The 26696-nt window shown below is 62.1% G+C and carries 31 protein-coding genes and 2 pseudogenes; 23 read left to right on the top strand and 10 right to left on the bottom strand.

Annotated elements, in window-relative coordinates; genetic code table 11:
* Positions 1 to 84 precede the first annotated feature (84 nt).
* Positions 85 to 582 (top strand): RES family NAD+ phosphorylase, encoded by a 498-nt coding sequence (locus tag LQK81_RS21915; RefSeq protein WP_230808524.1) that lies wholly within the window; start codon positions 85 to 87, stop codon positions 580 to 582.
* A 160-nt stretch (positions 583 to 742) separates the two neighbouring features.
* On the opposite strand, the gene scpB is transcribed toward LQK81_RS21915, so the two are convergent.
* Together scpB and LQK81_RS21905 are read right to left on the bottom strand one after the other, a co-directional pair.
* The gene (gene scpB / locus LQK81_RS21910) at positions 743 to 1429 is read right to left on the bottom strand and encodes an SMC-Scp complex subunit ScpB (protein WP_230808523.1); all 687 of its coding nucleotides are present in this window, start codon (positions 1427 to 1429) and stop codon (positions 743 to 745) included.
* 2 nt (positions 1430 to 1431) lie between these two features.
* Positions 1432 to 2385, bottom strand: a pseudogene (locus LQK81_RS21905) (DUF1403 family protein).
* 167 nt (positions 2386 to 2552) lie between these two features.
* Here LQK81_RS21905 and LQK81_RS21900 point away from each other — a divergent pair.
* Genes LQK81_RS21900 through LQK81_RS21890 form a run of 3 tightly spaced genes read left to right on the top strand, consistent with a single transcriptional unit; the run spans position 2553 to position 4263 of the window.
* Positions 2553 to 2810, top strand: a complete 258-nt coding sequence (locus LQK81_RS21900) for a type II toxin-antitoxin system VapB family antitoxin (RefSeq protein WP_230808521.1) — start codon at positions 2553 to 2555, stop codon at positions 2808 to 2810.
* Entirely contained in the window at positions 2810 to 3196 is a 387-nt protein-coding gene (locus tag LQK81_RS21895; RefSeq protein ID WP_230808520.1) for a type II toxin-antitoxin system VapC family toxin, read from the top strand. The genes LQK81_RS21900 and LQK81_RS21895 overlap by 1 nt, the downstream gene beginning before the upstream one ends.
* Positions 3197 to 3198: 2 nt before the next feature.
* The gene (locus tag LQK81_RS21890; RefSeq protein ID WP_230808519.1) at positions 3199 to 4263 is read left to right on the top strand and encodes a tyrosine-type recombinase/integrase; all 1065 of its coding nucleotides are present in this window, start codon (positions 3199 to 3201) and stop codon (positions 4261 to 4263) included.
* 94 nt (positions 4264 to 4357) lie between these two features.
* On the opposite strand, the gene LQK81_RS21885 is transcribed toward LQK81_RS21890, so the two are convergent.
* From LQK81_RS21885 to LQK81_RS21870, 4 genes are all read right to left on the bottom strand, one after another.
* Positions 4358 to 4639 carry a hypothetical protein gene (locus LQK81_RS21885; protein ID WP_230808517.1) on the bottom strand — a complete coding sequence of 94 codons (282 nt, stop codon included), beginning with the start codon at positions 4637 to 4639 and terminating at the stop codon, positions 4358 to 4360.
* 9 nt (positions 4640 to 4648) lie between these two features.
* A complete protein-coding gene (locus LQK81_RS21880) occupies positions 4649 to 4948 on the bottom strand; it encodes a DUF982 domain-containing protein (protein ID WP_230808516.1) in 300 nt (99 codons plus the stop codon).
* A gap of 73 nt (positions 4949 to 5021) precedes the next feature.
* Entirely contained in the window at positions 5022 to 5498 is a 477-nt protein-coding gene (locus tag LQK81_RS21875) for an Hsp20 family protein (protein WP_230808515.1), read from the bottom strand.
* 151 nt (positions 5499 to 5649) lie between these two features.
* The gene (locus tag LQK81_RS21870) at positions 5650 to 5922 is read right to left on the bottom strand and encodes an usg protein (RefSeq protein WP_230808579.1); all 273 of its coding nucleotides are present in this window, start codon (positions 5920 to 5922) and stop codon (positions 5650 to 5652) included.
* A gap of 283 nt (positions 5923 to 6205) precedes the next feature.
* Here LQK81_RS21870 and LQK81_RS21865 point away from each other — a divergent pair, with 283 nt between their 5' ends.
* From LQK81_RS21865 to LQK81_RS21845, 5 genes are all read left to right on the top strand, one after another.
* On the top strand, positions 6206 to 6520 hold the full coding sequence (locus LQK81_RS21865; RefSeq protein WP_160862626.1) for a co-chaperone GroES: 315 nt from the start codon (positions 6206 to 6208) through the stop codon (positions 6518 to 6520).
* A 53-nt stretch (positions 6521 to 6573) separates the two neighbouring features.
* Positions 6574 to 8202 (top strand): chaperonin GroEL, encoded by a 1629-nt coding sequence (groL, locus tag LQK81_RS21860; RefSeq protein WP_230808513.1) that lies wholly within the window; start codon positions 6574 to 6576, stop codon positions 8200 to 8202.
* Positions 8203 to 8564: 362 nt separating this feature from the next.
* Positions 8565 to 8807 (top strand): type II toxin-antitoxin system Phd/YefM family antitoxin, encoded by a 243-nt coding sequence (locus LQK81_RS21855; protein WP_183808158.1) that lies wholly within the window; start codon positions 8565 to 8567, stop codon positions 8805 to 8807.
* Positions 8807 to 9226 carry a type II toxin-antitoxin system VapC family toxin gene (locus tag LQK81_RS21850; RefSeq protein ID WP_230808512.1) on the top strand — a complete coding sequence of 140 codons (420 nt, stop codon included), beginning with the start codon at positions 8807 to 8809 and terminating at the stop codon, positions 9224 to 9226. The genes LQK81_RS21855 and LQK81_RS21850 overlap by 1 nt, the downstream gene beginning before the upstream one ends.
* Positions 9216 to 10382 carry a site-specific integrase gene (locus LQK81_RS21845; RefSeq protein WP_230808511.1) on the top strand — a complete coding sequence of 389 codons (1167 nt, stop codon included), beginning with the start codon at positions 9216 to 9218 and terminating at the stop codon, positions 10380 to 10382. Before LQK81_RS21850 ends, LQK81_RS21845 begins: the two co-directional genes overlap by 11 nt.
* Before the next feature lie 31 nt (positions 10383 to 10413).
* On the opposite strand, the gene LQK81_RS21840 is transcribed toward LQK81_RS21845, so the two are convergent.
* From LQK81_RS21840 to LQK81_RS21830, 3 genes are read right to left on the bottom strand one after another with little or no spacing between them, the layout of a single operon-like run.
* A complete protein-coding gene (locus LQK81_RS21840) occupies positions 10414 to 11166 on the bottom strand; it encodes an ABC transporter ATP-binding protein (RefSeq protein WP_230808509.1) in 753 nt (250 codons plus the stop codon).
* Complete coding sequence (locus tag LQK81_RS21835; protein ID WP_230808508.1) at positions 11160 to 12224, bottom strand: FecCD family ABC transporter permease; 1065 nt, start codon at positions 12222 to 12224, stop codon at positions 11160 to 11162. Before LQK81_RS21835 ends, LQK81_RS21840 begins: the two co-directional genes overlap by 7 nt.
* Positions 12225 to 12227: 3 nt before the next feature.
* Positions 12228 to 13358, bottom strand: coding sequence for an ABC transporter substrate-binding protein (locus LQK81_RS21830; RefSeq protein WP_230808506.1), 1131 nt, complete (start codon positions 13356 to 13358; stop codon positions 12228 to 12230).
* A gap of 117 nt (positions 13359 to 13475) precedes the next feature.
* On the opposite strand from LQK81_RS21830, the gene LQK81_RS21825 reads away from it, so the two are divergent.
* Complete coding sequence (locus LQK81_RS21825) at positions 13476 to 14315, top strand: class I SAM-dependent methyltransferase (protein WP_230808505.1); 840 nt, start codon at positions 13476 to 13478, stop codon at positions 14313 to 14315.
* A gap of 190 nt (positions 14316 to 14505) precedes the next feature.
* Positions 14506 to 14712: a hypothetical protein gene (locus tag LQK81_RS21820; RefSeq protein WP_230808582.1), complete on the top strand. Its 207-nt coding sequence runs from the start codon at positions 14506 to 14508 to the stop codon at positions 14710 to 14712.
* An 11-nt stretch (positions 14713 to 14723) separates the two neighbouring features.
* Here LQK81_RS21820 and LQK81_RS21815 read toward each other — a convergent pair.
* A pseudogene (locus tag LQK81_RS21815) lies at positions 14724 to 14870 on the bottom strand (IS630 family transposase); the annotation flags it as partial.
* Positions 14871 to 15787: 917 nt separating this feature from the next.
* Here LQK81_RS21815 and LQK81_RS21810 point away from each other — a divergent pair.
* The 12 genes from LQK81_RS21810 (at position 15788) to tssE (ending at position 26693) form a co-directional block, all read left to right on the top strand.
* Complete coding sequence (locus tag LQK81_RS21810) at positions 15788 to 16321, top strand: RNA polymerase sigma factor (protein WP_230808503.1); 534 nt, start codon at positions 15788 to 15790, stop codon at positions 16319 to 16321.
* Complete coding sequence (locus tag LQK81_RS21805) at positions 16314 to 16940, top strand: zf-HC2 domain-containing protein (RefSeq protein WP_230808502.1); 627 nt, start codon at positions 16314 to 16316, stop codon at positions 16938 to 16940. Before LQK81_RS21810 ends, LQK81_RS21805 begins: the two co-directional genes overlap by 8 nt.
* A complete protein-coding gene (locus tag LQK81_RS21800) occupies positions 16937 to 18106 on the top strand; it encodes a S8 family peptidase (protein ID WP_230808501.1) in 1170 nt (389 codons plus the stop codon). Before LQK81_RS21805 ends, LQK81_RS21800 begins: the two co-directional genes overlap by 4 nt.
* Before the next feature lie 157 nt (positions 18107 to 18263).
* The gene (locus tag LQK81_RS21795) at positions 18264 to 19268 is read left to right on the top strand and encodes a peptidoglycan-binding domain-containing protein (protein WP_230808500.1); all 1005 of its coding nucleotides are present in this window, start codon (positions 18264 to 18266) and stop codon (positions 19266 to 19268) included.
* Between the two features lie 70 nt (positions 19269 to 19338).
* A complete protein-coding gene (locus tag LQK81_RS21790; RefSeq protein WP_230808499.1) occupies positions 19339 to 20211 on the top strand; it encodes a Tll0287-like domain-containing protein in 873 nt (290 codons plus the stop codon).
* Positions 20204 to 21556 carry a serine/threonine-protein kinase gene (locus tag LQK81_RS21785; RefSeq protein ID WP_230808498.1) on the top strand — a complete coding sequence of 451 codons (1353 nt, stop codon included), beginning with the start codon at positions 20204 to 20206 and terminating at the stop codon, positions 21554 to 21556. The genes LQK81_RS21790 and LQK81_RS21785 overlap by 8 nt, the downstream gene beginning before the upstream one ends.
* A gap of 47 nt (positions 21557 to 21603) precedes the next feature.
* Positions 21604 to 22635, top strand: a complete 1032-nt coding sequence (gene tssA, locus LQK81_RS21780) for a type VI secretion system protein TssA (RefSeq protein WP_230808496.1) — start codon at positions 21604 to 21606, stop codon at positions 22633 to 22635.
* A gap of 69 nt (positions 22636 to 22704) precedes the next feature.
* Positions 22705 to 23223, top strand: coding sequence for a type VI secretion system contractile sheath small subunit (gene tssB / locus LQK81_RS21775; RefSeq protein ID WP_230808495.1), 519 nt, complete (start codon positions 22705 to 22707; stop codon positions 23221 to 23223).
* Positions 23224 to 23244: 21 nt separating this feature from the next.
* Positions 23245 to 24732 (top strand): type VI secretion system contractile sheath large subunit, encoded by a 1488-nt coding sequence (tssC, locus tag LQK81_RS21770; RefSeq protein WP_230808578.1) that lies wholly within the window; start codon positions 23245 to 23247, stop codon positions 24730 to 24732.
* 50 nt (positions 24733 to 24782) lie between these two features.
* Positions 24783 to 25313, top strand: coding sequence for a type VI secretion system tube protein Hcp (locus LQK81_RS21765; RefSeq protein ID WP_230808493.1), 531 nt, complete (start codon positions 24783 to 24785; stop codon positions 25311 to 25313).
* A 77-nt stretch (positions 25314 to 25390) separates the two neighbouring features.
* Positions 25391 to 26206, top strand: a complete 816-nt coding sequence (locus LQK81_RS21760; protein ID WP_230808492.1) for a type VI secretion system accessory protein TagJ — start codon at positions 25391 to 25393, stop codon at positions 26204 to 26206.
* Positions 26199 to 26693: a type VI secretion system baseplate subunit TssE gene (tssE, locus tag LQK81_RS21755; RefSeq protein ID WP_230808491.1), complete on the top strand. Its 495-nt coding sequence runs from the start codon at positions 26199 to 26201 to the stop codon at positions 26691 to 26693. The genes LQK81_RS21760 and tssE overlap by 8 nt, the downstream gene beginning before the upstream one ends.
* The last annotated feature ends 3 nt before the right edge of the window (positions 26694 to 26696 follow it).

Here is a 26696-nt window from a genome sequence, read left to right as displayed (position 1 = left end):
TGCAGTTGGTCCGGGAGGGCCGCGCCGACGAGGTTCTCGACTATATCGACGCGGTCGATGCCGGCGTCCACGCCTGACAAGACGATGCGGTATGAAGGCGCGCTCTTTCGAGCACTGAACCCGATCTATGCACGCGAGCCAATGTCCGGGCGCGGGGCGGAGTTGTACGGCGGCCGCTTCAAAAAGAAGGGCACGCCAGCGCTCTACACCTGTCTGACGGTAATGACCGCCCTTCGCGAGGCCAATCAGGCCGGCAGTCTGCAGCCGACGACGTTAATCTCCTACGACGCCGACATAGGTCGGATATTCGATACCAGGGACGAGGCCGCGTTGCTGGCTGAAGGGATGACGCCGTCATCTCTCGCAGACCCGACTTGGCGGGACCAGATGAAGGCGAGCGGCGAGGCCAGCACCCAGGCTTTCGCCCGACACCTCGCCGCCGCAGGCTATCACGGCCTGCTTGTCAGGAGCTTCGCGCCCGGCGCAAACGTGGACAATCTCAACCTGGTCCTGTGGCATTGGGGCGCGGTCGGCCCCGCGCGCTTGACGCTGATCGATGACGAGAAGCGGCTTTCGCGATAACGACAGCCACCGTCGTCGACCACATGGAAAGAGCCAGCTGCACAGTCACAATGCGGGCTCAAAGCCAATTACGAAGCTATCGCGAGACTCTCTTCATTGGCCAGTTCGATGGCCTCAATGTAGCACAACGCGGTCAAAACGGTCGCCCCGTCCGCCAACGCTACTCGTCGTCAGAAGCCTCCTCGTTCTCCAGCGCTTCCGCCGGAATAAATCGTCGGGTGAGCAGCCCCGCATCCTCCAGTGCCTCGATGTCAGGAAGATCGCGCAGCGTCTGCAAGCCGAAGGCCGAGAGGAAGTGCTTCGTCGTCACATAGGTATAAGGCGCACCCGGCGTCGGGCTGCGCGGGCCGGAGGCGAGGAAATTGGCATTGCGCAGGCTGGCGATCGTGTCGCGGCTGACCTCCTTGCCGAAAATCTTCGACAGGTCGCCCCGGGTGATCGGCTGGAAATACGCGATCGCCACCAGCACCATCGCCTCGAAGTCGGACAGCGCCGACGCCCCTCCCACAGTCGACGCTTGCGACGCCCGGATCGCGGACGCGTAAGCCGGACGCGTTCGGTGCTGCCAACCGCCGGCGACAGAGACGATGTCATAGGGCCGGCCCTTCAATTCCTCGCGCAGGTCATCGATCAGGAGGTCGATGCTGCAGTCCTTGCCGACGACACGCGCCAGCGCCTCACGACCGACCGGCTCGGCCGCGGCAAAGATCACCGCCTCGACGCGCAACATCCATTCGCGCCAGCGCAGGTCCGGCGGCAGATCCGCCAACTCCCGATCCAACAAGCGTTCGCTTGCGTCCTTCGTCCGAGGCGTCCGTATTCTGCCACGTGCGTCCGGTTCAGCCATTGTCACAATCCGTAAATCCGGAACACGCTGCGACCGGACAGTTCCCGCACGGCGCCAAAGCCCTCCAGCCGGTCGAACAGCCGGGTCGCCGCCCAGCGCGAGAGATTGCTGCCGGGCGCCGAGGCTGCGACCGCGTCCTCGGCGAGCAGTTTTTCAATGACTGCATCAGCGCCTTTCGTGCGAACCTTTGGCGCGGCGGCACGCAGCGTATCGGCACGCCGCCCGATCTCCCCGGCGGTGCGCAAGGCCGCGCCTGTTGCCTCGGTGAGGGCAAGGCAGACGGCGCGGGCGAAGGCCGGTTCCCCCGGGCGCACGCGGCCCCTGCCCCCAAGCGTCTTGAAGGCCGGCCCGTAGCGCTCGGCCATTAATAGCGGCACGGCACAATCCCATTTCAGCAGCGCGGCGATCAGCAGATCGGCCAGCGCCCAGGCGAGCGGTTCGGCATCCGGCCGCGCGGCATGGATGGCCGTGACCAGGTCCGCCGTGGCAAACGGCGCCGAGCGACCCGATTGCAGCGCGTCGTCGGCGTGGTCGACGGCCGCGGTGAGCCGATCGTCCCAGGCGAGCCCCAACAAATCGGCAAGCTCGCCTACGGCCTTCGAAGAGAAGGCAGGTTTTCGGGTAGCCAGCCTTTTGGTCGCCAAAAACACCCGACCAGCAGGGCCGGGATCGTCACCGACGGCGGTGAGCAGAACGGCGTCGCGCAACGCCGCCTCGTCCTCGCTGCGGCCCATCAGCCGGACCGCGACGGCGGCGCATTTCAGTGCCTGGCGCGCCCGTCAGCAGCCAGCCCAGGCGGGCGCAGAGCGGACAAGATCATCCAGCGATTTCAACGCGATGCCGGCGGCGAAGGCGGCGGATACCTCGTCCGGCTCGCGGCCACGCGGCAGGGCCCAGCCGGGCAAGGCGGCCGGGAGTACCGGCGAGGCGACGAGAGGAGTGACGGGCGAATCCATGACCGCCATCCTACAAGGCATGCGCGGTTTAAGCTATAGATAGCGAAGAAACCGCACGACATGTCTTTCCTATAGAATGATGGATAAGATTGCCTTATCGTTCATATTTGACACAACTCCGCTTGTGCGGTAGAAATCGCAAAAAAGGTAGATCATTGGAGTCTCTCGTGTCTCTTAACATCAAAAACCCGGAAACCGTCGCACTTGCGGACGAATTGGCGCGCCGCCAAGGGATCAGCAAGACTGCGGCCATTCATCAGGCATTGAGTGAACGTCTGCATCGCCTCGGATACGGCGATGGGACCCAAGAGCGTCTGCTTGGCGAATTGCGGGCAATCAGGGAGCGGGTGAGCCGACTGCCCGAACTGGACAACCGCAGCAATGAAGAGATCATCGGCTATGACGAGCATGGAATTCCCAACTGATGGTGATCGATACCTCCGCCATCGTCGCGATCCTGCGCAACGAGCCCGAAGCGATGCGGCTGGAAAAAGCCCTCGTCGCTGACCGAATCCGCCTGGTTCCCGCGACCTGTGTGCTTGAGGCGAGCATGGTACTGGTCAGCAAGCGCGGCGAACATGCGCTGGCCGAGATCGATCTGTGGCTCAGCAAGATCGAGGCGAACACCATTCCGGTCGATGCCGATCTCGTGGATCTGGCGACGCAAGCCTGGCTTGCCTACGGCAAGGGCCGCCATCCGGCGGCCTTGAATTTTGCCGATTGCCTCTCCTACGCACTTGCAAAACGGGCGGACGAACCGCTGCTGTTTATCGGCAACGACTTTTCTCAAACCGATATCGAGGCGGCGTAGTGATGGCCCGCGACACGGATGCCGACGACGATCTGCCTGATATCGCCCCTTCCTCGTCCCCGCTGCCGATATCCAGCCTGCCGGGGCACCTGCAGAATCTGATCGATCGCGCCCGCGGCTACGTCGAGGCGGCCAGTTCCGAAAACACCCGCCGCGCCTATACGAGCGACTGGAAGCATTTTGCCGCCTGGTGCCGGCGCTCTAACCTATCCCTCCTCCCCCCGGATCCTCATGTCGTAGGGCTCTACATCACCGCCTGCGCTTCAGGGACCGCCGAGCGCGGAATGAAGGCGAATTCCGTCTCGACGATCGAGCGGCGCCTCGCCGCCATCGGCTGGAACTATTCACAACGCGGCATGCCCCTGGATCGAAAGGATCGCGCAATCGCAACAGTGATGGCCGGCATTCGCAACAAGCACGCCGCCCCGCCCCGGCAGAAGGAGGCGCTCCTACCGGAAGACCTCATCGCCATGCTGGAAACCCTCGATCGGGGAACCCTCCGCGGCATCAGGGATAGGGCAATGCTGCTCGTCGGTTTTGCCGGCGGCCTGCGCCGTTCGGAAATCACCGGTCTGGACCTTGGCCGCGATCAGACCGAGGACGGCCGGGGCTGGATCGAAATCCTCGACAAGGGTGCGCTGCTCACCCTGCGTGGCAAGACCGGCTGGCGCGAGGTCGAGATCGGTCGTGGCTCGTCCGACGCCACCTGCCCCGTCGCCGCGCTGGAAAACTGGATCAGGTTCGCCAAGCTCGCCAAAGGCCCCCTCTTCCGTCGTGTGACCGGCAAGGGAAAGGACGTCGCGCCGGACCGGCTGAACGATCAGGAGGTGGCGCGCCTCGTCAAGAAGACCGCGCTTGCCGCCGGCGTGCGTGGTGAGCTTTCCGAGGTCGAGCGCGGCCAAATGTTTGCCGGGCATTCGCTGCGCGCCGGCCTGGCTTCTTCGGCCGAGGTCGATGAGCGCTATGTCCAGAAGCAGCTCGGCCATGCCTCGGCCGAAATGACTCGTCGCTACCAGCGCCGGCGCGACAGGTTCCGGATCAATCTCACCAAGGCTGCAGGTCTATAGCCAAGTGCTGTGCGACACAGAACTGAGCAAAGAACCCAGAAGGCCGCCGATTTACCCCCTCCCCTGCGAAACGGTGATCGGAGCCCCTCGTCCTCTACGCCTCGTAGCGGAGGTCGAGCTCCTTCAGCGCCGACTGAAGTTCATCTATCGTCACGGGCTCGGCGAGGCCTGGAATCTGACGAAATGCAGGTCTTGATTCCACCGAGTAATAATCCGACGCCCATGCGGCAAGAATTGCCCTCTTGTCGTCGATTGAGAGAGATGGCGCATCGACGATGTCGCCGGGGCGTCGAAGCTCAGTCTTGCCGGTGATTAACACCGCTGGCCCCATGATCACCGCATCATTGGCAGCCTTCTGCAACGTTCCATCCAACATATACGCACCTCATCGAATATGGGGATCGCGGTCGCGCTGCCGTCGGTAGGCAATGACAGGGTCGCCCGGAGGTACCAGGAGGTCGTGCTTCTCGGCAAAAGCAACATAGAGACCGCAAGCGGTCTCGACCTCCACCTCCCCCTGCATTGCTGCGCGGCATGCGTTCAGTGCTATAGTGTATGAGGCATCCTTGTTCAGGTGAGGCCACTCGACCAAATGCCTGTAGGCCTCGGCCGCAGTCCGGATTTCCAAGGGAAACCCAAGACCAATCAATATCTGGATAGGTCTCGCAAACACATCGGGTTTCATGTTTTCCTCCTTCCCAACCCGTCATGCCATTGGGCGCCGCTCCACCGGCGCCCGTTGTCGCATCGTTCACTTCTTACGCGGCCTTCTGGCCCTCGATCTGTGCGGGAGATTCGAGCTTTCCGAGCGCAGGCGCGCTCACGATCGAAATCTTACGCGGCTTCATCTCCTCCGGAATCTCGCGAACAAGTCCGATCGAGAGGAGACCGTTATTCAGGTCTGCACTGTCGACCCTCACATGGTCCGCAAGCTCGAAGCGATGCTCGAATGGCCGAGACGCGATGCCGCGATGCAGGTAACCCTCCGCCGGCGCATCCTGTTTCCTGCCGGTCACAGTGAGCAGGTTCGACTGAAAGGTTATGTCGAGATCCTCTCGCGAGAATCCAGCGACAGCAATCGCAATTCGATAGCTGTCATCGCCGGTCTTGACGATATCGTAAGGCGGCCAGTCGCTGACTGAACGCGCACGCTGCGCGTTTTCCAGCAGGTTGAACACACGGTCAAAGCCGATGCTCGACCGAAAGAGCGGCGCATAATCGTAGGATGTTGCCATAACCATATCCTCCTTGAAGCAACATGGGTACGGGGCGCCGAAAGACGGCGCTCCCAGCAAGGCCAGCCCTGGTCCAGCGGCTGGCGGCAATCGATCTGGTTTTTCCTCAACTGACTTTCAAGGACATGATGCAGAATTTTTTGCGGCCGGTTCAGCGCAGCCTGAACTCGCCTTCGACACGCCGCCAGTCGTTGGCGCCAACGAGCCGCCTGTGGGTGTACCGCACCGAATGCAACGGCCCATCCAGCGACGTCCGCCAGAAGTCCAGAAATTTGTGCATTTCGGGAAAGTCCGGGGCGAGATCGTAGTCCTGCCAGACATAGGTCTGGAGAACGGATTCGAAGTCGGGAATGCGATAAAGGATATGCGCAGTTGTCAGGCCGTAGCCTTGGAGCTGGCGCTCCAGATCTGATGCAAACCGCATGCTTTCATCTCCGTTGTTCGCCCCCGGAATGATGCCGCCATCGTTCACGATCATCAACAAATTTCATCGTTCAACTTCGATTTTCTCGTAGTATTACAGTATGTTAGCAGCCACTTCTGACGAGTGCTGATTTTTTTTCGGCCAACCTCTTGAAATGAAAAAATCGACAATCCAGATTTTTGCGCGCAGGGCGCTCATGAGAGGTCCTGTACCCGCCCGGACCGGTCATCCGGTCCGGCTCCGGGTGAACATCGTCATCACTGTTTGTCCATTGGAGGAAAACATGTCGTTCCGACCGCTTCACGATCGCATTCTCGTTCGCAGGGTTGAATCGGATGAAAAGACGAAGGGCGGGATTATCATTCCCGATACCGCCAAGGAAAAACCGCAAGAGGGCGAGGTGATCGCCGTCGGCCCGGGCGCGCGCAACGACGCCGGGCAGATCCAGCCGCTCGACGTAAAGGTCGGCGACTACATCCTCTTCGGCAAATGGTCTGGCACGGAGATCAAGATCGCCGGCGAGGATCTGCTGATCATGAAGGAAAGCGATGTCATGGGCATCCTCGAAGGCCGAGCCGAACAGAAGAAGGCGGCCTGAGCGACCCCACCCATCCAACCAGTCACATAGCTGCCTATTGAGGAGTTAAAGAAATGGCTGCCAAAGACGTCAAGTTCAGCACCGACGCCCGTGAACGCATGCTGCGTGGGGTCGATGTGCTCGCAAATGCTGTGAAAGTAACCCTTGGGCCCAAGGGGCGCAATGTCGTGATCGACAAGTCCTACGGCGCGCCGCGCATCACCAAGGACGGGGTGTCAGTCGCCAAGGAAATCGAGCTTGAGGACAAGTTCGAGAACATGGGCGCGCAGATGCTGCGCGAGGTCGCCTCGAAAACCAACGATCTCGCTGGCGATGGCACGACGACCGCAACCGTGCTCGCCCAGGCCATTGTCAAGGAAGGCGCCAAGGCGGTTGCTTCCGGTATGAACCCCATGGACCTGAAGCGCGGCATCGATCTCGCCGTCGATGCCGTGGTGAAGGATCTCAAGAAGAATGCGCGCAAGATCACCAGCAACGCGGAGATCGCGCAGGTCGGAACCATTTCCGCGAACGGCGATGAGGAAATCGGCCGTTATCTCGCGCAAGCCATGGAAAAAGTCGGCAACGAAGGTGTCATCACGGTCGAGGAGGCAAAGACCGCCGACACGGAACTCGAAGTGGTCGAAGGCATGCAGTTCGATCGCGGCTACCTCAGCCCGTATTTTGTGACTAACCAGGACAAAATGCGTGTGGAGCTCGAAGAGCCCTACATCCTCATCCACGAGAAGAAGCTGTCGAACCTGCAGGCAATGCTTCCCGTGCTGGAAGCGGTCGTCCAGTCGGGCAAACCGCTGTTGATCATCGCGGAGGATGTGGAAGGTGAAGCTCTTGCGACGCTCGTCGTCAACAAGCTCCGCGGCGGCCTGAAGATTGCGGCGGTCAAGGCCCCTGGTTTTGGCGATCGTCGCAAGGCAATGCTCGAAGACATCGCCATTCTGACCGGCGGGACTGTCGTGTCGGAAGACCTCGGCATCAAACTGGAAAACGTCACCTTGAATATGCTTGGCCGTGCCAAGAAGGTCGCCATCGAGAAGGAAAATACCACCATCATCGATGGTGTCGGCTCCAAAGCGGAGATCGACGGACGTGTTGCCCAGATCCGCGGGCAAATTGAAGAAACGACCTCGGACTACGACCGTGAGAAGCTGCAGGAGCGCCTCGCGAAGATGGCGGGCGGCGTCGCCGTTATCCGCGTCGGCGGCTCCACGGAGGTCGAGGTGAAGGAGAAGAAGGATCGCGTCGATGACGCACTGCACGCCACCCGCGCGGCTGTCGAAGAGGGCATCCTGCCCGGCGGCGGCGTTGCGTTGCTGCGGGCGGTCCAGGCTCTCGACAATATCCAGGCGGCCAATCAGGACCAGCGGGTCGGTATTGATATCATCCGCCGGGCCATTGAGGCGCCCGTTCGGCAGATTGCTGAGAATGCCGGCGCGGAAGGCTCCGTCATCGTCGGCAAGCTGCGCGAGAAGGCCGATCTTTCGTTCGGCTGGAATGCACAAACCGGTGAATACGGCGACCTCTACGCTCAGGGCGTGATCGATCCGGCAAAGGTCGTCCGCACCGCGCTTCAGGATGCCGCTTCCGTAGCGGGCCTGCTTGTCACGACGGAAGCAATGATTGCCGAGAAGCCCAAGAAGGAGACGGCCCCCGCCCTCCCCGGCGGCGCAGGCATGGACTTCTGATCAATATCTCGCTGGTCCGCTCTGATGTAGGGCGGACCAGTCTTGCTGTTAACTCAAGGTCTCGGCATCGCGAGGAGAGTTCCCCCGCATTCGCGCCTCTTCTCGATGCGTTGACGACGCGGTCCGCTTGACCACGGCCGGATCGAAGGCCCGGGCTAGGCAAGTGTATGTCCACACTTCAGCATCCAAAGACGTTCACAAACGATCGTTTATCCTCCTCTGCAGCGTTTGGAAAACACCGTCATTATCGATACGTACCTGTATCGATAGTGATTGAATCTGGCGGTTGACCAAGTTTCGGAACGCTCCTATCTTTGTTGGAAAGCGCGCAGACGTGCCACCGATTCATGAGCGAGGACCGCATGAGCACCACAGTCAAGATTTCCGAGGCCAAGGCGCATCTGTCGGAACTGCTGGCCCGGGTCGAGGCCGGCGAGGAAGTGATCATCGCCCGCGGCAACGCCCCTATCGCCCGCCTGACCGCGATCGACGAGCGCCGCCAGCGTCTCGCCGCCATAGAGGCCGTCCGGGCGATTCGCGCCCGCGCGAAACCTGTCACCCAGGAAGAAATCCGTGAATGGCGTGAAGAGGGACGCCGGTACTGATGTCGTTTGTTGTCGATGCATCGATTGCCGGCACTTGGCTGCTGCCGGATGAGGAAAACGAGTTCGCCGCGCAGGTGATGTCCAGAATGGCAGACGAGGACGCGCTGGCGCCCGACCTGCTGCAGCACGAGATACGAAGCATTCTGCTGTCCGCCGAGCGGCGTGGCCGGATCGATGACGATCTGGTTTACACCGCCCTTTCCCGGTTTCGCGGGCTACCCCTTCGACTTGTTTCCCGGAGTGACGACGCAGAGGTGGTTCGGGTCGCGCGCCGGTATCAGTTGAGCGCCTATGATGCCGCCTATCTGGCGCTGGCTCTGCTCGAAAATGCACCGCTGGCAACACTTGACCGGAAACTTGCAAGTGCAGCCCGGAGCGAAGGTGTCCCCCTCCTGGGACCGCTCTCCCATGAGCAATAAGTTTTCCAGTACAGACCCGCTGATCGCAAAGCGCGTCGAAGAACTGGACGCGCTCGACGCTATCCTGCCGTTCGACCGCCGCGACCAGCTGGCCGCACTGCTGACCGACGATGACGTTGCCACCCTGAAGCATCTGGCGAAGGAGGGCATGGGCTCGAATACGCTGCGGGCGCTTGCATCCGACCTCGCCTATCTCGAGGCCTGGTGCGCACTGGCCACCGGAGCCCCCCTCCCCTGGCCCGCCCCCGAGGCGCTGCTGCTGAAGTTCGTCGCGCACCATCTGTGGGACCCGATCCAGCGCGAAAACGATCCATCGCACGGAATGCCGGCGGAGGTCGAAGTTGGATTGCGAAGCCGCGCACTGCTGCGCGTCGATGGTCCGCATGCGCCGGCAACCGTTCGTCGGCGGCTGACCTCCTGGTCGATCCTGACCCGCTGGCGCGGGCTGGCCGGCTCCTTCTCCGCCCCGTCGCTGAAGAGCGCGCTGCGGCTGGCCGTTCGCGCCGGCGGGCGCCCACGCCAGCGCAAGAGCATGAGCGCGGTCACCGCCGACATCCTCGCCCAGCTGCTGTTCACTTGCGCCGGCGACCGGCTTGTCGACATTCGCGATCGCGCCATCCTCCTGACCGCCTTTGCCTCCGGCGGACGTCGACGCTCGGAGATCGCCAATCTGCGCGTCGAAGACCTGATCGAGGAAGAGCTGGTTCGCGCGGTGCCCGACGACTCGGCCTCCCCTTCCCTGCCCTGCCTGGCGATCCGCCTCGGCCGCACCAAGACGACCGGGTCGGACGACTATGCCCGGTCGTTGATGATCGGCCGACCGGTAGAGGCGCTGAAACGCTGGCTGCAGGAGGCACGGATTGAAACCGGCCCGGTGTTCCGCCGCATCGACCAGTGGGGCAATGTCGATCGCCGGGCGCTGACGGCGCAGTCGGTCAACCTGGTCCTCAAATCCCGCTGCGCCAAGGCCGGGCTCGATCCGCAGAAGTTCTCCGCCCATAGCCTGCGTTCCGGCTATCTCACCGAGGCTGCCAATCGGGGCATTCCCATGCCAGAGGCGATGCAGCAGTCGCAGCATAAGTCGCTGACCCAGGCGGCATCCTACTATAACAATCCCGACCGCAAGCGCGGCAAGGCGGCACGGTTGATTGTCTAACCGTGCCTTGGGCAAGTGCTTTATGGACCGGTCAGGCCAGCCCATCGACAAGTATGAACCGCTGTCCCCTGGAGCAGGTTTCGATACGCGCGGCGACCTTGTAGATGTCCCGGAGCATGGCCGAATTGATGACCTCACCTGTTGGTCCACTGACGACCATTTCACCGTTGGCAATGACGATGACCTGCTCGCAGTAGCGCAGCGCGTGGTTCAGGTCGTGCAACGCCACCAGAACAATCATGCCGGCCTTGCGGGCGAGGTCACTGACGAAGCCCAGAACCTCGATCTGCCGGTGCAGGTCGAGCGCCGACGTCGGCTCGTCCATGAGCAACACTTCCGGCTTACGCGCCAGTGCCTGCGCCAGCGAAACAAGCTGGCGCTGGCCGCCCGACAGTTCGCCGAGACCACGGAATGCCAGATTCTCAATGCGAAGCGCCTTCAGGATCGCATCGATCTCGAAGAGTTCCTCGTCGTTTACCCGCCAACCACTCCCTTGCTTGGCGGAAAGCAAAACCGATTCATAGACGGTGAGAACGGCATTCGCCCCCGTATCCTGGGGCATGTAACAGATGGCACGGTCGCCCCGTTCGGTCTCAGAAAGGTGCACCAGGCCAGGCCCCGAAATCAGCCCGGCAATACGTTTGAACAGGGTCGATTTTCCCGCCGCGTTGGGTCCAATGATCGCGGTCAGGCTGCCGCTCTTCAGCGCGTCGATGCCCACGTTCGACAGGGCGGTCTTGCGGCCGTAGGATGCGCCGACCTCCTTGAGCGAGAGGGCTACCATGCACGCCTCCTGTTGCTGAAGATGAGCACGAAGAAGAACGGCACGCCAACGACAGCGGTGATGACGCCGATCGGCAGGATCGCACCGGGAATCAGGATCTTGCTGACAACGGATGTCGCCGAGAGAAGCAGCGCGCCGCATATGAGCGATCCCGGCAGGAAGAACCGCTGATCTTCGCCCACCAGCATTCGGGCGATATGGGGACCGACCAAGCCGACGAAGCCGATCGTTCCGACAAAGGAGACGGGGATGGCTGCCAGCAGGCTGACCGTCAGCATCGTCTGCAGGCGCAGGCTGCGCACCTTGACGCCCATACTGGCGGCCTTGTCGTCTCCGAGGCGCAAGGCGGTCAGTGCCCATGCGTTCTTCATGAACAGTGGAACCGTCACAACTATGATGGCCGCGGTGACATAGACCTTGTCCCAGGTCGCCTTCGTCAGGCTGCCCATGGTCCAAAACACCACTGCCGCCAGCGCCTGCTCGGATGCGAGATACTCGAGCAGCGACAGCGCTGCGTTGAAGGTGAAGACAAGGGCGATACCGAGCAGCACGATCGTCTCGACCGTCACGCCGCGCATGGTGGAGGCAAAATGGATGAACAGCGCTGCCACCATGGCCATCAGGAAGGCGTTGATCGGCACCATATATTGAAGGGCGGCGGGGAAGATGGCGACGCCTGCGACCAAGGCGAGCGCCGCCCCGAAGCTGGCTGCGGCCGAGATGCCGAGCGTAAACGGGCTTGCAAGGGGATTGGACAAGATCGTCTGCATCTGCGCGCCGGCGACCGACAGCGAAGCGCCTACCGGGACCGCCATCAGGGCGATCGGCATCCGGATATCCCAAATGACGACACGAAGCTGGTCGCCAGCGGAGGCAGGATCGAAAAGTGCGGAGAGCACCTGGGAGAGTGAGTAATTTGCCGGCCCCAGCGCCATATCGGCGGCCATGGTGAAGGCCAACGCTGCCATCAGCAGGACGAGGAGGAAAATGCGCCGAAGGGCGAGAGCGCGATAGCGCTCCCGCCCCGTTGCAGCAGCAGGCTCAGCAACGGCCGCCATCGGCTATTCGTCCTTCAGGGAGACGAAATAGCCCGGCTTGTAGTCGAGCGGCAGGAAGCGTGCGTGCAGTTCCTTGAATGTCGCTTCAGGGTCCAGATCCTGGAACAGCTCGGGATGCAGCCACTTGGCAATTTCCTGGATGGCCACGAATTGGTAGGGGTTGTTGTAGAACTGGTGCCAGATCGCATGGACTTGGCCGTCCTTCACGGCCTTGACGCCGGTAAAGGCCGGGCGCTCGGTCAGCTTTTCGAGCTTAACGCGGGCTTCCTCGACATTCGCGCCATAGCCGACGCCGACCCAGGCGCCGCCTGGAACAAAAGCTTCCCACATGCCGCCGGTAACGATGATCTGGTCGGGGTTTGAAGCAATGATTTGCTCGGGATTCACCGTGCCGAAGGTGCCGGGGATGATGTCCTTGGCCATGTTGATGCCGCCGGCAATCTCAACCATCTTGCCGAAATTCTCGTTGCCGAAGGACATGCAGCAATCGTCGGAGTAGCCGCCGGCGCGCTCAACGAAGACGACAGGTTTGTCCGGGTTGGCCTTCGCGAGGACGTCCGTCACGTGGGCAATGCTCTCGGCCCGAAACTTGATGAAGTCCTCGGCCAGTTGTTCCTTGCCCGTCAGCTTGCCCATGATACGCATGCTGGGCTCGGTGTTTTCCATCGGCTTTTCGCGAAAGTCGACATAGACGAGGGGAATGCCGACCTTGCCGAGCTTTTCGATATAGCCGGCCTCTTCCGTGGCCGTCTTCGCGTCGACGTTCATGAGGATGACGTCAGGCTTCAAAGCCACCGCCTGCTCGATGTCGAACGTGCCGTCCTTCATGCCGCCGAATGTCGGCAGCTTGGCGATATCCGGGTACTTGGCCAGATAGGCGGCATAAGTTTCCGGATCCGCCTTCGGCAGATCGTCACGCCAGCCAACGACCTGTTCGAACGGATTTTCTTTGTTGAGCGCCGCCAAGAAATAGATTTGCCGGCCTTCGCCGAGGATAACGTGCTTCACGGGAACGTTGACCTCGACGTCGCGGCCGGTCACATCCTTGAGGGTGATCGTGTCGGCCAAGGTCGGCCAGGCGGAAGACAGAAGCATGCCGGTCGAAAGGACTGCCGCTTTAAGGGTGAGGCGCATCGATTTGATCTCCGGTGGAAATTGCGCGCCGTCTAAGTTTTATGATTATAATGGTCAAGTTTGATCTTTTAGACACATTCAAAACAAGCCGCAGCTTGGCACAGGGACGTACTTGAAATGCAGGGTCAAAACCACGGACTGCGCGAGGAGATCAAAGCTTACTGGTCTGAACGCGCGGCCACATTCGACCTATCACCGGGCCACGAAATTTTCTCGGAGGCTGAGCGGACGGCATGGCAAAAGCTGATTCGTAAGCATCTGGGCGCGGGCGATCGGCGTAAAGCACTCGATCTTGCGAGCGGCACCGGCGTCATCTCGCATCTGATGGACGACGTCGGCTTCGATGTGACCGGACTGGACTGGTCTGAAACGATGCTGGAGCGGGCGCGGACAAAAGCGATGCAACGTAACCGCTCGATCCGATTCTACTTGGGCGACGCGGAAAATACGATGGAGGCAAGCGCCAGTTTCGACGTGGTGATCAACCGTCATCTGGTCTGGACGCTTGTCGATCCCGAGGCATGCTTTCGCGAATGGTTACGGGTACTAAAACCCGGTGGTCGGCTGCTTGTCGTCGACGGGGATTTCGTCAATGTCAGCCGCGGCGAGAAGATCGCCAAGCAATTGGCCGCCTTGCTTGAGAAGGCGGGTCTACTGAAGCTGGATCCGATGCACACGCCGCCGCAGATGGCTGAGCGCCACAAGAGCATTCTGGCGCGCGTTCATTTCTCAAACGGTGCACGCGCCGAGACGGTAGCCGCCCTGCTCGAAAGCACGGGATTCGAGGCGGTCGCGGTCGATACCGATTTTCGGGACGTTCACCGGACGCAGACCAAGAACTGGAACTATCTGAAAGCGCTGGCACGGGGACTGCAGCACAGATACGCGATCGTCGCCAGAAAGCCGGTTAGTAACGTCGGATCTGCCAATGGAGCAACCAGCGCCGAGTCGCCTTAGGCCTGGGTCAGGCCATTGACGATCCGATGCTGGACGTATTCGACGGGCTCACCGAGGGCTGAAGTCCCAGACGAGGCGCACCTACGTCACCCGCACCTAAGCGACAAATGTGCAGGCCGAGAAACGCGGCTGAGCCTTGACTGCCCGTATCCAAAATGAGAACATAAAGGGAACTCGCAGGAGTTTCGTCATGGCCTATACCGACAGAGTCGTCGCGAATGCCCTCGCCGCAGTCGCAGCCTCAAAGGCGCTTCGCGAACGCCTCCTTGCGCGTCGCGCGGAAGCACAGAAGCAGCTGGAAGCACCGCGTCCCATCTATGTGTTGCGCAAGGCTGGCGCTCAACTTCAGTTGCCGCTCCGCAGGCGCCCGCGTTCCGCCGGCGTCGTCATCGAATAGTACGGGTACTGGCGCGGCGTCATCTCGCCCTCGCCCGCGCGATCCACTGGGATAGCACTCGATGCCCCGAGCCGGGCCGCTACCTGCCGTGCCGACATACCTGCCGCCGACGCCTTCACAACCCGTGACCGTAGATCGTTGCTCAGCGCTCTGGCCATCACCCGCCTGCGTTCAACAAGGTGGATGTTGAATCATCATCGACGACAGACGTCACATCACAATCGATCCCACAATCGCGGGACCGGCTCTGGAATTCTCCAACGGTTCGGCCGCGTCTTCGTAAAGCTGAAAATGCTGAGTTGAGATCAAGGAGCCGGGGCGACCACGGCCAAGTTCAGACAGGCATATCGTCGAAGGTTCATGTCGGCCTGTCTCATTCCGGCGATTTGCATCAGGCGAAAGCAGATTTGCACTTACCGACAAGCGCCCGGCCCAAATGCGGGAAATCGTTCTGCTATGTTCCAAGCAGTCCATTGAACTAACTGACACACTGTTGCGTCCGGTGCGCGATCATTCAGGTCCGGGCCGTAGGAGGCGCTGCGATGACAAGTTGCTTTCGAGCCGGCAGAGCCCGAGGCAATCCAAAGGCGTTCCCGCCTTGCTATAACTCCTTGGCAGGGCAGTGGCTCCGACTAGGGAAGCGGCCTGCCAGTCTCCCGATAGCGGACGCGAACACAAAAACATGGTTCGCAGACATGGCGCGAACTCCGGTTCGCGCCCCCCCTCTCCCCTCTCGCCTTGATCGTGCTGCCGACCGGGACTTGACGGAAGGCGATGGCGGACGCGAAAGGCCGGCGCATTTGCCGTGCCGTCCCTCAGTCTTCCGGACAATTGGCCGAAGGCAAATGGCGCCAGGCATGCGGCCCCGCTCGCCTCCGTGAAGCCTGGTGTCACGAAAGGCCGATTCTTCGACCACCAAAAGTGAGATGGGTCCCGAACTTGGTCTGGGACAATGAACCTTTCGCCGATCTCGAGAAACCCACCACTGCTAACAGCAAAGTGAATTGTCAGAATGCGAATACTTGAAAAATGGAGAAGCTCCCTCCGCGGCCAGAGGCCGCAGACGGATGATGATTTGCTGATTGCCATCGCCAGGGGCGACATGGCTTCCTTTGAATGCCTGCATCAGCGTTATTTCCCGAAGCTGATGCATTTCGCAAAGCGTATCACGGGAAGTTCCGAGGCAGCGGAGGAAGTCGCCGGCGACACTTTGATGGTGGTCTGGAAGACTGCCGATCGCTTCGAGGGGCGTTCAAAACCGTCTTCCTGGATTTTCGGCATCGCTTACAGGCTGTCACTCAAGCAGCGGCAATCCATAGGCCGACACAGGGGTGACGTACTCCTGGATGAGGAACTGATCGACGACGCCGACACGGCGGCCACGATCATGCGGCAACGAGACATCAGCGGCGCGCTTCAACGGCTGACACCCGAATTGCGCGCCGTCGTTGAACTAACCTATTACAACGGCTATCTATACACCGAAATAGCCGAGATCCTCGGATGCCCGGTGGGCACCGTCAAGACGCGCATGATGACGGCGCGCCGCCGCCTTCGGGAGATGCTTTCCGACGATGCGGTCATATTTCCGGAGAACGCAGTTGCTTGACAGTCGAAGCTCATGGTCGGCGGGCAATCATGATGATGTTTGGGAGCTCATACCTTGGTATGTCAACGGCTCCCTGCCGCCTGAGGATATGACGGTCATCGAGAGACACATCATGAGCTGCGCCGAATGCACGGTCGAGGTCTCCCGCCAGCGCGGTATCGCCGCGCAGATTTCCGTCGGCGATCCCCATGCGGTTTCCACCGCGCGCAGCTGGAAGAAGCTCAGTTCGCAGATCAAGTCCGAGCGTGACGGCCGCATGCGACGCTCGCCCCCCCGAAACCGGTTTGGCGGTACCCGTGGCGGTTTCATGCTGGGTGGGGCCTGTGCCGCAGCCTGTCTGCTGGCGATATTCGCCTTCATACCGACCGACGGTGGTTTCCGCACTCTGACCAGCAGCACGTCCGGCAGCAGCAATACGATAAAATTCCAGACCGTGTCCGGCCTTGCCCGCGCGCAGCTTGAAGCGATCCTGGCGGAACACGGCCTGGAGTTCGTGGATGGCCCCTCGGAATCCGGGGTCTATACCGCCATTCCAACGCGCGACGGAGCCGACCCGCAGGCTTCCGCCAAGGCGCTGATGACAGCTCCGCAGATCATGTTCGCGGCTCCGGCGGAATGAACGCGATCCGCCACGCGCCTGCCCTGGTCATCGCCTTCATCCTTGCCTTCGCGCAGTTCAGTCCTGGCTGGGCCCAGAGCCCGCGCCTGGAACCAGCCAATTCTCTGACGTCCAACACGCATCTGATCCTGACCGTTCCGCTGGCCGAGCCTGATATGCTGACGGCGAAGGCCGCCGGGATAGAGGCCCGTTTCGGCGTGCGGCTTGCCGCGGAATGGCCGCTTGCATCGATTGCCGTCCACTGCTTCGTGATGGACGTGAGCGGGATCACGAATATCGATGAGCTGATTGCGCGCATGCGCGCCGACGTAGACATCCGCACGGTCCAGCCGATGCAGGATTTCAGCACGCTCGGTAATAACAATGACGATCCGCTTTTCCCCGCGCAGACGGCGCTGCGGCAGATGAACCTTCCCGCAGCCCAGCGGTTATCCAAGGGCACGGGCGTCAAGGTTGCCATCATCGACACCGCCATCGATGCCGCGCATCCGGATCTCGTCGCGCGCGTATCGAAACAGCAGGACTTCGTCGGGCTCGATCCGTCACAAGCGGCCGAAACCCATGGAACGGCGGTTGCCGGGATCATCGCTGCGGACGCCAGGAACGGGATCGGCATAGAGGGCGTGGCGCCGGAAGTCGCGCTTGTCGGCCTCAGAGCCTGCTGGCAAGAGGGCAAATCGGGCCATTGCAACAGCTTCTCTCTCGCCCGCGCCCTGAATGTCGCCGTGCTCGACCAAGTCGATGTCGTCAACATGAGCCTCGGCGGTCCACCCGACGCGCTGATCGGCGAACTGGTGCAGGCGGCGATCGGCAAGGGAACCGTGGTCGTCGCCGCCGCGGGCGAAACCGGTACGCTGGCATTTCCAGCCTCGGCTCCGGGCGTGATCGCCGTCGGCCCTTCCCATGAGGCGATCTCCGCTCCTTCGATCGACGTGCTCAGCACCGCGCCAGGCGACGGATACCGCTATGTTTCCGGCTCCTCGGTCGCGGCTGCGCATGTCGCCGGCGTGGCCGCGCTGATGCGGGCGGCAAGCCCTGGCCTGCGACCGGAAGAGGTCGCTCACGCCCTGCGTGAAGCAACGGCAATGCACGGCGAGACCGGAATGCTGGATGCTTGCCGCGCCCTCTCGGCCGTCGTCGAAGAGACGATGGACTGCGGCCGATAGAGCCAGTCGACCAGTCCCGGTCCCTGGGACCATTATTTTTTCTCCGTCATGAACCTGATCGATCGCTTCGGGCACCTACGGCTTGAACGAGGCTTCACATGCTGTCGCCGAGCGGCGCGGAAATGCCTCGCCGGAACCGATGGAGAAGGGACGATAAATGGGAATGCGCATTGCTCTCGCGATCTTGGCGCTTGTTCTGGGCAGCCTGCCGGCCACGGCTCAATCCGAGCGCGTCGTCGCCCTGGTCGTGTCCGTGGGTGACGGCACGGCGCGCGCCGACGCCGTTCAGACCCAATTGCAGTTGATGGGCGCCGAAACGCTGCGCGCGGACGGCCCGAACAATGCACAACTGCGCTCGATCGTCACGCGATTTGCCCGCGAAGCCGCGGATTCCCGCGCCACGTTCGTCTATCTCGACGCCCCTGCGGTGAATTTCGAAGGTCGTACTTTCGTCCTGCCCAAGGGCGCGACCCTGAAGAACCCGACCGACATCTTCACCCAGGGAATACCGATCCAGGCCTTTGCCCGATCTTCGGCGCAGGCTGAGCAGGGAGGGGCCGTGGCCATGATGGTGGCCGGCCAGCCGGGCGAGCTGCCGGATGCCCTCACCGTCACCGATCGCGCGCCGGAATCCGTGCCGGGTTCCGCCGCCGTTCTGGTCGCAGCTGTCGATGCCTTCGAACCCCTGCTCGCGATCGTCGAAACCGCTGCGACCCAGGAAGAGATCGAACTCGGAGCCATGTTGAAACAAATGTCCAGCCAGGCTGGCGTCACGGTATCCGACATTCCGCGTATTCCGATCCTGCTGCGGATCGGGACGCCGCCTCCAGCACCGGCGCGGGTCGATACGGCGGCCACGACCGCACCGGCGATCGCCCTGCCCGAAGCGCCAGCCACGCCTTCTGCGCCGGAAACAGCCTCCGGAGAACAGTCCGAGCCGCAGGAAACCCTGGAAGAGTTGACCCTGCTGGAGCAATCCATTTCCCGGGCTGCCAAACGGTCCATCCAGCGCAAGCTCCGTGACCTCGGCCATTACAAAGGCCTGGTGGACGGCATTTTCGGCCCGCAAACCCGTGATGCCATCAAGACCTTCCAGACAAGCCGTTCGGAGGAACCGACCGGCCTCCTCAATCGCCAGCAGCAGCTCGACCTGATCTCGTGACCCCCTCCGCGGGCCTTCACCCGCGCCCCGTTCAACCGCGCGCCAAGCGTGCCATCAAGGACCAAGACCCATGGGCCTGCGCCTGAAATACAATATCGTCCTGTTCCTCGCATGTTTTGTGGGTATCGCCGCTGCGACCGTCATTTCCTTTTTCTTCGTTCAGAAATCGGCGACGGAAGAGATCATGCAGTCGATCAGCCTGCTGCGCTCCAATGCGATCGCGGTTCGCTCCTACACGCTGAACAGCATCGACCCGCTGCTGTCCGACAACAACGATATCCTGTTCCTGCCGGAAACGGTCACCTCGTATGCGGCCCGGACGGTTTTCGCGACATTCCAGAAGCAGTTTCCCGAATTCAGCTACAAGGAGGCAGCCCTCAATCCGACAAATCCGGCCGACCTGCCGAACGAGCTGGAAGCCAAGCTGATCGAGCAATTGCGAGCCGATTCCTCGCTCGATCGGATCAGCACCGTGGTGGAAAATGACACCGGTCGCTTCTTCACCGTCGCCTTTCCGCTCACCATCACTCAGGAAGGCTGCCTGACCTGCCATTCGACGCCGGAAGCCGCGCCGCCTGCCATGGTCGATCTGTACGGACCGCACAACGGGTTCGGCTGGAAGATGGGCGAAACCGTCGGCGCGCAGATCATTTCCGCGCCGATGTCCATCGTCGAAAAGCGCGCGCGGGAAACCGGGCTGATCCTGATCGGTGGTCTTACCCTGGTTTTCCTGCTCGTCTTCGTTCTGACAAACCTGATGCTCGGCCGCATCGTGGTCCGTCCGGTGCGACGTATGTCCGATCTCGCGGAAAAGGTCAGCATGGGCGACTTCTCGCAGCCGGAATACCGCAAGCCCGGCAAGGACGAGATCAGCTCGCTGTCACTCTCCTTCAATCGCATGCGGCGCAGCCTAGAACGGGCGATGAGCATGATCGATGTCTGACGAAACCGTCATCGTCGCGGGCGAAGAGCGCCGATATATCGGCAAGTACCGGATCGACGGCACCCTCGGTAAGGGTGCGATGGGTGTGGTCTATGCCGGGCAGGACCCGGATATCGACCGTCCCGTCGCCATCAAGACGATCCACCAGCACCTGATCAAGGCCGCCGGCAGCGACGAATGGCTCACGCGCTTTGCGCGCGAGGCGCGCGCCGCCGGGCGCGTGCTGCATCCGAACCTGGTGACGATCTTTGAATACCTGCAACTGGACGGCGTTCCCTATCTCGTCATGGAACGCATCCGCTCGATCACGCTCGAAGATCGCCGCAACGGCGCCCAACATCTGCCGCTGGAAGAAGTGCATGCGATCATGGCGCAGATCCTGGCTGGGCTCGCCTGCATCCATGCAGCGGGGATCGTGCATCGCGACCTGAAGCCGGCCAACGTGATGCTGACGGATGACGGCACGGTCAAGCTGACGGATTTTGGCATCGCCCGCCTCACCGCGATGGATGCGACCGGCGCCGGCATGGTCGGCACGCCCTCCTACATGGCGCCCGAACAATTGATGGGCTCCGAGGTCGACGCCCGCGCGGACATCTATGCCGGTGGCGTGGTGCTCTACGAATTGCTGACCGGCCGCAAGCCTTACAAGGGCGGAGGCATCGAGGCGCTGTTCGAGGCCGTGCGAAACGGCCGCTTCACCCCGCCGAGCGAAATCGTTCCGTCCGTCCCGGCAGCGCTGGACGAAATTGTCTTCAAGGCGATGAGCGTGGAGCCGGACAAGCGTTTCGCCCACGCCGCGGAGATGCGCGAAGCACTGGAAAAGGCGCTGCCGAAGGCCGACCGCACCGGCCTGATCGAGGTGACGGCGCTGCCGCGACCCGCCGCCCGTCTCGATGGCTCCCTGTCCGGCACGATGATCGAGCGGATAAACGCGCAGACGCTCGGAAAGGTCGAGCAGTTCCTGACCCGGAGCATCGGTCCGATGGGCAAGGTGATTGCCCGACGCGCGGCCGGGAAGTCAACCAGCGTCGAGCAGATGATCGAAACCGTGCTGCAGGAGTTTCCCGACGAAGCGGAACGGCGCGACATGCGGATCGCGATGCAGCACGCTCTGGCCGAGACGCCGGCTTCCACCGCCTCCACCGCCGGCTTTGCCGAGGAAACCCTCGCGCGCCTCACCGACATCATGCGGCCCCATGTCGGGCCGATGGCCAATATCCTGGTCAGGCGCACGGCGCGCGAGGCGACGACACCGGAAGACCTCGTCCGTCAGGTCGCCGAAAATCTCAGCGATGCGCGCGAGCGGGAACAGTTCCTGACCGCTGCAAAGAAGATCCTGTAACCATTATCAGGACCGCCCCAACCCCGAACACCCCGAATGGAAACGCCATGCTGGACCTGGACAACCTGTTACGCAGCCTCGACGACGATGCGCCGAGCGGCCCTGACCTTGAATATGATTCCGATTTCACCGCGCTGATCCTTGCAAGCCAGGTCGGCGAGGAACGGGTCGTCGGCGCCTCGGTCATCCCGGCCGAGGAGCCGGACTATGGCATGGTCAGCCGGAACGCCATCGACCTGCTCGGACGCACCAGGGATATCCGCATTGCCGTCATCCTGGCGAACGCGATGCTGAAAACCCGGGGACTGCCGGGTTTCGAGGAAGTTCTCGACTACATCCGCCGGTCCCTCGAGGATTATTGGGAAAGCATTCATCCGAAGCTGGACGAGGATGACGACAATGATCCGACCATGCGGATCAATGCCGTGCTCGGATTGATCGACCGCTCGACCGTCCTTGCCGCCCTTCGCTCCGCCCAGCTGGCCGACAGCCGGGCTTTCGGGCGGTTCGCCCTGCGGGACCTGCAACTCGCGGAGGGCGAGATTTCGCCGGGATCCGAAGCCGAAGTCGTCCCCACGCACCAGACCATCTCCGCGGCCTTCCAGGATAGCGATCCGGTGCGGCTGACGGCGATTGCCGAGGCCATCGACAAGTGCCGCGGTCACGTCAAGGCCATCGAGACCGTGCTTGACGACAAGGTGGGGGGGCTCGCGCCGGATCTCGATCCGCTGCACAGGATGCTCCACGACATCCGCAGCCGGCTCGCCTCCCATGTCGTCACGGAGGTCGGGGAGTCCTCGGCCGAGCCGTTGGAGGGCGAGGAAAGCCGACCGGCTGCCGGTGTCACGACGCGGGCCATGCCGTCGGGCGCGATCGGTTCTCCGGAAGACGTCAAGAACGCGATCGATCGCATCCTCGACTATTATGCCCGTCATGAGCCTTCGAGTCCCATTCCGCTCCTGCTCCATCGGGCACGGCGGCTTGTGTCGGCCGATTTCGTCACGATCCTCAGGGATATCGCCCCTCAGGGCATGGAGAATGCGGCCCTGATCGGCGGTTTTTCAGAAAGCGACGACTGAGACGAAGATCGAATGAACCTTTGGGTTCCCTGACGGCACTCACCGGCAGACGAACACGGGAACCCAGAGATGGCCAAAAGCAGTCAGAAGTTTATTGCGCGCAATCGCGCGCCGCGCGTTCAGATCGAATATGACGTGGAAGTGTACGGCGCAGAAAAGTCCGTGCAACTGCCATTCGTCATGGGCGTCATGGCGGATCTGTCCGGCAAGTCGGAAGAGCCGCTGCCGGCGGTCGCGGATCGGAAATTCCTGGAAATCGACGTCGACAATTTCGACGAGCGCATGAAGTCGATGCGGCCGCGAGCCGCGTTCACCGTGCCCAACACGCTGACCGGTAAAGGCAATCTCGCCATCGACATCACCTTCGAGAGCCTCGAGGACTTCTCGCCCGCCGCGATCGCCCGCAAGGTCGAGCCGCTGCGCAAGCTGCTGGAGGCGCGAACCCAGCTCGCAAACCTCACCACCTACATGGACGGCAAGACCGGCGCCGAAAACCTGGTGGCGCAGATCATCCAGGATCCGACCCTGCTGAAGGCCCTGACGTCGGGTCCCGCCGTGCAGTCCAAGACAGTCGAAACCGAGGAATAAGCCGTGAACGATACGACGCACCTGGCAGCCGGGTCCGAACCGGCAACCGAGACCATCTTCGCCTCCAGCGAATTCGCATCCCTGCTCCAGAAGGAGTTTCGCCCGAAGTCGGATCAGGCGCGCTCCGCCGTCGAGGAAGCGGTGCGGACGCTGGCCGAACAGGTTCTCCTGAACGAGAAGCTCGTCTCCAACGACGCGCTCCGCTCCATCGAGAGCATCATCGCCGAAATCGACCGGAAGCTCACCGAGCAGGTCAACCTGATCCTCCACCATGCCGACCTGCAGAAGCTGGAAAGCGCGTGGCGCGGCCTGCATTTCCTCGTCAACAATACCGAGACGGACGAGATGCTGAAGATCCGCGTCTTCAACGTCTCGAAGAAGGATCTTTCCAAGACCCTGCGCAAGTTCAAGGGCACGGCCTGGGATCAGTCGCCGATCTTCAAGAAGCTCTATGAAGAGGAATACGGCCAGTTCGGCGGCGAGCCCTATGGCTGCCTCGTCGGCGACTACTATTTCGATCACAGCCCGCAGGACGTCGAGCTGCTCGGCGAGATGTCGAAGGTGGCGGCGGCGGCCCATGCGCCTTTCCTGACCGCAGCGGCCCCGTCGCTGTTCCAGATGGACAGCTGGTCTGAACTCGCCAATCCGCGCGACCTGACGAAGATCTTCCAGACCCCGGAATACGCGGCCTGGCGCTCTCTCCGCGAAAGCGAGGACAGCCGCTATATCGGCCTTGCCATGCCGCGTTTCCTCGGTCGCCAGCCCTATGGCGACAAGACCGATCCGGTCGACGAGTTCGCCTTCCAGGAAGACACCGAGGGCGCCTCGTCCGACAAATACTGCTGGGTCAACGCCGCCTACGGCATGGCGCGCAACGTCACCCGTTCGTTCAAGCAATACGGCTGGTGCACGCGCATCCGCGGCGTGGAATCGGGCGGCACCCTGGACGACCTGCCGACCCACACCTTCCCGACCGATGACGGCGGCGTGGACATGAAGTGCCCGACCGAGATCGCGATCTCGGACCGCCGCGAGGCCGAGCTGGCGCGCAACGGCATGATGCCGCTGATCCACCGCAAGAATAGCGACATGGCGACCTTCATCGGCGCCCAGTCGCTGCAGAAGCCGGCGGAATACGATGATCCGGATGCGACGGCGAACGCGAACCTCGCGGCACGCCTGCCCTACATGTTCGCCACCTGCCGCTTCGCCCACTACCTGAAGTGCATCGTCCGCGACAAGGTCGGCTCGTTCCGTGAACGCGCGGACATGCAGACCTGGCTTCAGGACTGGATCAACAACTATGTCGACTTCAACGCGGAAACCTCACCGGAAGAGGTGAAAGCGAGGCATCCCCTGGCAGCCGCAGAAGTGCTGGTGGAAGAGGTCGAGGGCAATCCCGGCTACTACACCTCGAAGTTCTTCCTTCGTCCGCATTATCAGCTTGAAGGGCTCACCGTGTCGCTGCGCCTGGTGTCCAAGCTGCCCTCCCAGAGAGGCGGGAACTGACCGTCCCACTCTCCTAATCCCATCATATCCATGATTGAAAGGAACATTCCATGTCCATTGATGCCTTCCTCTATTTCCCCGGTCAGACGGACGTCGTCGGCGAAACCCTCGATGGAGATATGTCCGAGAAGCGCGCCTTCGAACTGAAGAACTTCGATTTCACCATCAAGAACAAGATCAACATCGGCTCGTCTACGGGTGGTGGCGGCGCCGGCAAGGCTGATTTTGACCCTGTTTCGGTCGAAAAGCGCACCGACACCGGCTCATGCGGCCTGTTTTCCGCACTGTGCTCCGGCAAGCATTTCGATGAGGCGATCCTCGAGTTGCGTCGTTCCGGTGGCAGCACCAGCAGTTCCGGCACCACCTTCATGAAGGTCCATTTCAAGCTGGTGATGATCGCCGAAATGGCCTGGAGTGCCGGTGAAGACTCGGCCGACGAAAAGATCCAGTTCGAATATGGCGCGATCAAGATCGAGTATTTCAAGCAGGGCAAGGACGGCCGCATGACCAAGGCGTCCGGCGGGCAGGGCGAGACCAAGTGGAGCCGCGTCATGAACCGGGCGACCTACGAGGTCAAGTAAGGTCCAGGACCCCAATTCGCCGGGCCGGCCAGCTCCGGCCCGACGAACCTTCATCCATCGCGACAAGACCGGAAACCATGACAGCCGAGCAACTTCTCAAACTGGGCGATCTCGAAGGCGCTCTTGCCGCCTTGCAGGACACGATCCGCAAGACGCCGCAAGACAGCCGCCTGCGCATCTTCCTGTTCCAGTTGCTCTGCGTGCAGGGCCAATGGCAGCGGGCGATCGCCCAGCTCAAGACCTGCGCCACGCTCGACCCACAGGCGAGCGACATGGCGCACATGTATCGCACGGCGATCATCTGCGAGATCACCCGGGAAAAGGTGTTTCGTGGCGAGAAACAGCCGCTTGTCTTCGGCGAGCCGCAGGATTGGATCGCATGGATGGTCGAGGCGCTGCGGCTGGAAGCCGAGGGCAATCACCGTGCCGCCGAAGAGCTGCGACTGCGTGCCTTCGACACGGCCACCGCCATGCCCGGCCAGCTGAACGGCACTGCGTTCTCCTGGATCGCCGATGCGGATCCGCGGCTCGGCCCGCTTCTCGAAATCATCGTCAACGGTCGCTATTTCTGGGCGCCGCTCACCGCGATCTCACGGATCGTCATGAAACCGCCGGCCGATCTCAGGGACCGGGTCTGGATGCCGGCCGACGTCACCTGGTCGAACGGCGGTGACGCGGTCGTGCTGATCCCCACGCGCTATGCCGGAACCGCCGAGGCCGCCGGCAGCCGCCACCGTCTGGCACTCACCACCGACTGGCTTGGTGCCGAAACGGGCGCCACCGCAGCCGTCGGCCAACGCCTGCTGGCCACCGATACCGGGGATTGCGCGCTCATGGACCTTCGCGAGCTGACGATCGGGCAGTCAGAGGAGGCGGCTGCCGACAATGGCTGACCGATTGCTCGCGGAACGGCTGCAGCCCTCGCTGCTCGACCGGCTGACAGACGACGCGCCCCGCAGCATGGCGGAAGCGGGTTCCGGCCGCATGATCGACATCGCAAGGCTTCGCGAGATCATCCAGCGCGACCTCGCCTGGCTGCTCAATACGTCGAACATAGAGGCCGAGCATGACCTGGCGCTCTTTCCCAATGTCGCCGCTTCCGTGCTGAACTACGGCACTCCCACACTGTCCGGGTCGTCCAGCACCCGTATCCGGGCCGACGAAATCAGGCTGGCATTGCGCAAGGCGATCGAGACTTTCGAGCCGCGCATCCTGCCGCAGACGCTCGACATCGAGATGCGACAGGACAGCGGCGGCGGTGCCGTCATCTCCTTCGACATTCGCGGCGAACTCTGGGCCGAACCTGTGCCTGTCGATCTCTACCTGCGCACGGCGCTCGACGTGACCAATGGCGAGATCACACTGACGCGGCAAGGGTGACGG

This window comes from Rhizobium sp. GN54 (assembly GCF_021026345.1).
Classification (GTDB): domain Bacteria; phylum Pseudomonadota; class Alphaproteobacteria; order Rhizobiales; family Rhizobiaceae; genus Mycoplana.
Note: the sequence above shows the minus strand (reverse complement) of the source record. Positions and strands in the feature narration are given on the sequence as shown.

What these genes read in the sequence shown, in the direction of transcription:
- LQK81_RS21870 (WP_230808579.1), bottom strand. Translation starts at nt 5,922, where the DNA reads ATGCGGTTTGCATCAGATCTGGAGCGCCAGCTCCAAGGCTACGGCCTG.
- LQK81_RS21855 (WP_183808158.1), top strand. Translation starts at nt 8,565, where the DNA reads ATGAGCACCACAGTCAAGATTTCCGAGGCCAAGGCGCATCTGTCGGAA.
- LQK81_RS21915 (WP_230808524.1), top strand. Translation starts at nt 85, where the DNA reads ATGCGGTATGAAGGCGCGCTCTTTCGAGCACTGAACCCGATCTATGCA.
- LQK81_RS21830 (WP_230808506.1), bottom strand. Translation starts at nt 13,358, where the DNA reads ATGCGCCTCACCCTTAAAGCGGCAGTCCTTTCGACCGGCATGCTTCTG.
- groL (WP_230808513.1), top strand. Translation starts at nt 6,574, where the DNA reads ATGGCTGCCAAAGACGTCAAGTTCAGCACCGACGCCCGTGAACGCATG.
- LQK81_RS21820 (WP_230808582.1), top strand. Translation starts at nt 14,506, where the DNA reads ATGGCCTATACCGACAGAGTCGTCGCGAATGCCCTCGCCGCAGTCGCA.
- LQK81_RS21845 (WP_230808511.1), top strand. Translation starts at nt 9,216, where the DNA reads ATGAGCAATAAGTTTTCCAGTACAGACCCGCTGATCGCAAAGCGCGTC.
- LQK81_RS21875 (WP_230808515.1), bottom strand. Translation starts at nt 5,498, where the DNA reads ATGGCAACATCCTACGATTATGCGCCGCTCTTTCGGTCGAGCATCGGC.
- LQK81_RS21825 (WP_230808505.1), top strand. Translation starts at nt 13,476, where the DNA reads ATGCAGGGTCAAAACCACGGACTGCGCGAGGAGATCAAAGCTTACTGG.
- LQK81_RS21885 (WP_230808517.1), bottom strand. Translation starts at nt 4,639, where the DNA reads ATGTTGGATGGAACGTTGCAGAAGGCTGCCAATGATGCGGTGATCATG.
- LQK81_RS21790 (WP_230808499.1), top strand. Translation starts at nt 19,339, where the DNA reads ATGGGCCTGCGCCTGAAATACAATATCGTCCTGTTCCTCGCATGTTTT.
- scpB (WP_230808523.1), bottom strand. Translation starts at nt 1,429, where the DNA reads ATGGCTGAACCGGACGCACGTGGCAGAATACGGACGCCTCGGACGAAG.
- tssA (WP_230808496.1), top strand. Translation starts at nt 21,604, where the DNA reads ATGCTGGACCTGGACAACCTGTTACGCAGCCTCGACGACGATGCGCCG.
- LQK81_RS21890 (WP_230808519.1), top strand. Translation starts at nt 3,199, where the DNA reads ATGGCCCGCGACACGGATGCCGACGACGATCTGCCTGATATCGCCCCT.
- LQK81_RS21895 (WP_230808520.1), top strand. Translation starts at nt 2,810, where the DNA reads ATGGTGATCGATACCTCCGCCATCGTCGCGATCCTGCGCAACGAGCCC.
- LQK81_RS21760 (WP_230808492.1), top strand. Translation starts at nt 25,391, where the DNA reads ATGACAGCCGAGCAACTTCTCAAACTGGGCGATCTCGAAGGCGCTCTT.
- LQK81_RS21880 (WP_230808516.1), bottom strand. Translation starts at nt 4,948, where the DNA reads ATGAAACCCGATGTGTTTGCGAGACCTATCCAGATATTGATTGGTCTT.
- tssE (WP_230808491.1), top strand. Translation starts at nt 26,199, where the DNA reads ATGGCTGACCGATTGCTCGCGGAACGGCTGCAGCCCTCGCTGCTCGAC.
- LQK81_RS21765 (WP_230808493.1), top strand. Translation starts at nt 24,783, where the DNA reads ATGTCCATTGATGCCTTCCTCTATTTCCCCGGTCAGACGGACGTCGTC.
- LQK81_RS21850 (WP_230808512.1), top strand. Translation starts at nt 8,807, where the DNA reads ATGTCGTTTGTTGTCGATGCATCGATTGCCGGCACTTGGCTGCTGCCG.
- tssB (WP_230808495.1), top strand. Translation starts at nt 22,705, where the DNA reads ATGGCCAAAAGCAGTCAGAAGTTTATTGCGCGCAATCGCGCGCCGCGC.
- LQK81_RS21800 (WP_230808501.1), top strand. Translation starts at nt 16,937, where the DNA reads ATGAACGCGATCCGCCACGCGCCTGCCCTGGTCATCGCCTTCATCCTT.
- LQK81_RS21785 (WP_230808498.1), top strand. Translation starts at nt 20,204, where the DNA reads ATGTCTGACGAAACCGTCATCGTCGCGGGCGAAGAGCGCCGATATATC.
- LQK81_RS21835 (WP_230808508.1), bottom strand. Translation starts at nt 12,224, where the DNA reads ATGGCGGCCGTTGCTGAGCCTGCTGCTGCAACGGGGCGGGAGCGCTAT.
- LQK81_RS21795 (WP_230808500.1), top strand. Translation starts at nt 18,264, where the DNA reads ATGGGAATGCGCATTGCTCTCGCGATCTTGGCGCTTGTTCTGGGCAGC.
- LQK81_RS21865 (WP_160862626.1), top strand. Translation starts at nt 6,206, where the DNA reads ATGTCGTTCCGACCGCTTCACGATCGCATTCTCGTTCGCAGGGTTGAA.
- LQK81_RS21840 (WP_230808509.1), bottom strand. Translation starts at nt 11,166, where the DNA reads ATGGTAGCCCTCTCGCTCAAGGAGGTCGGCGCATCCTACGGCCGCAAG.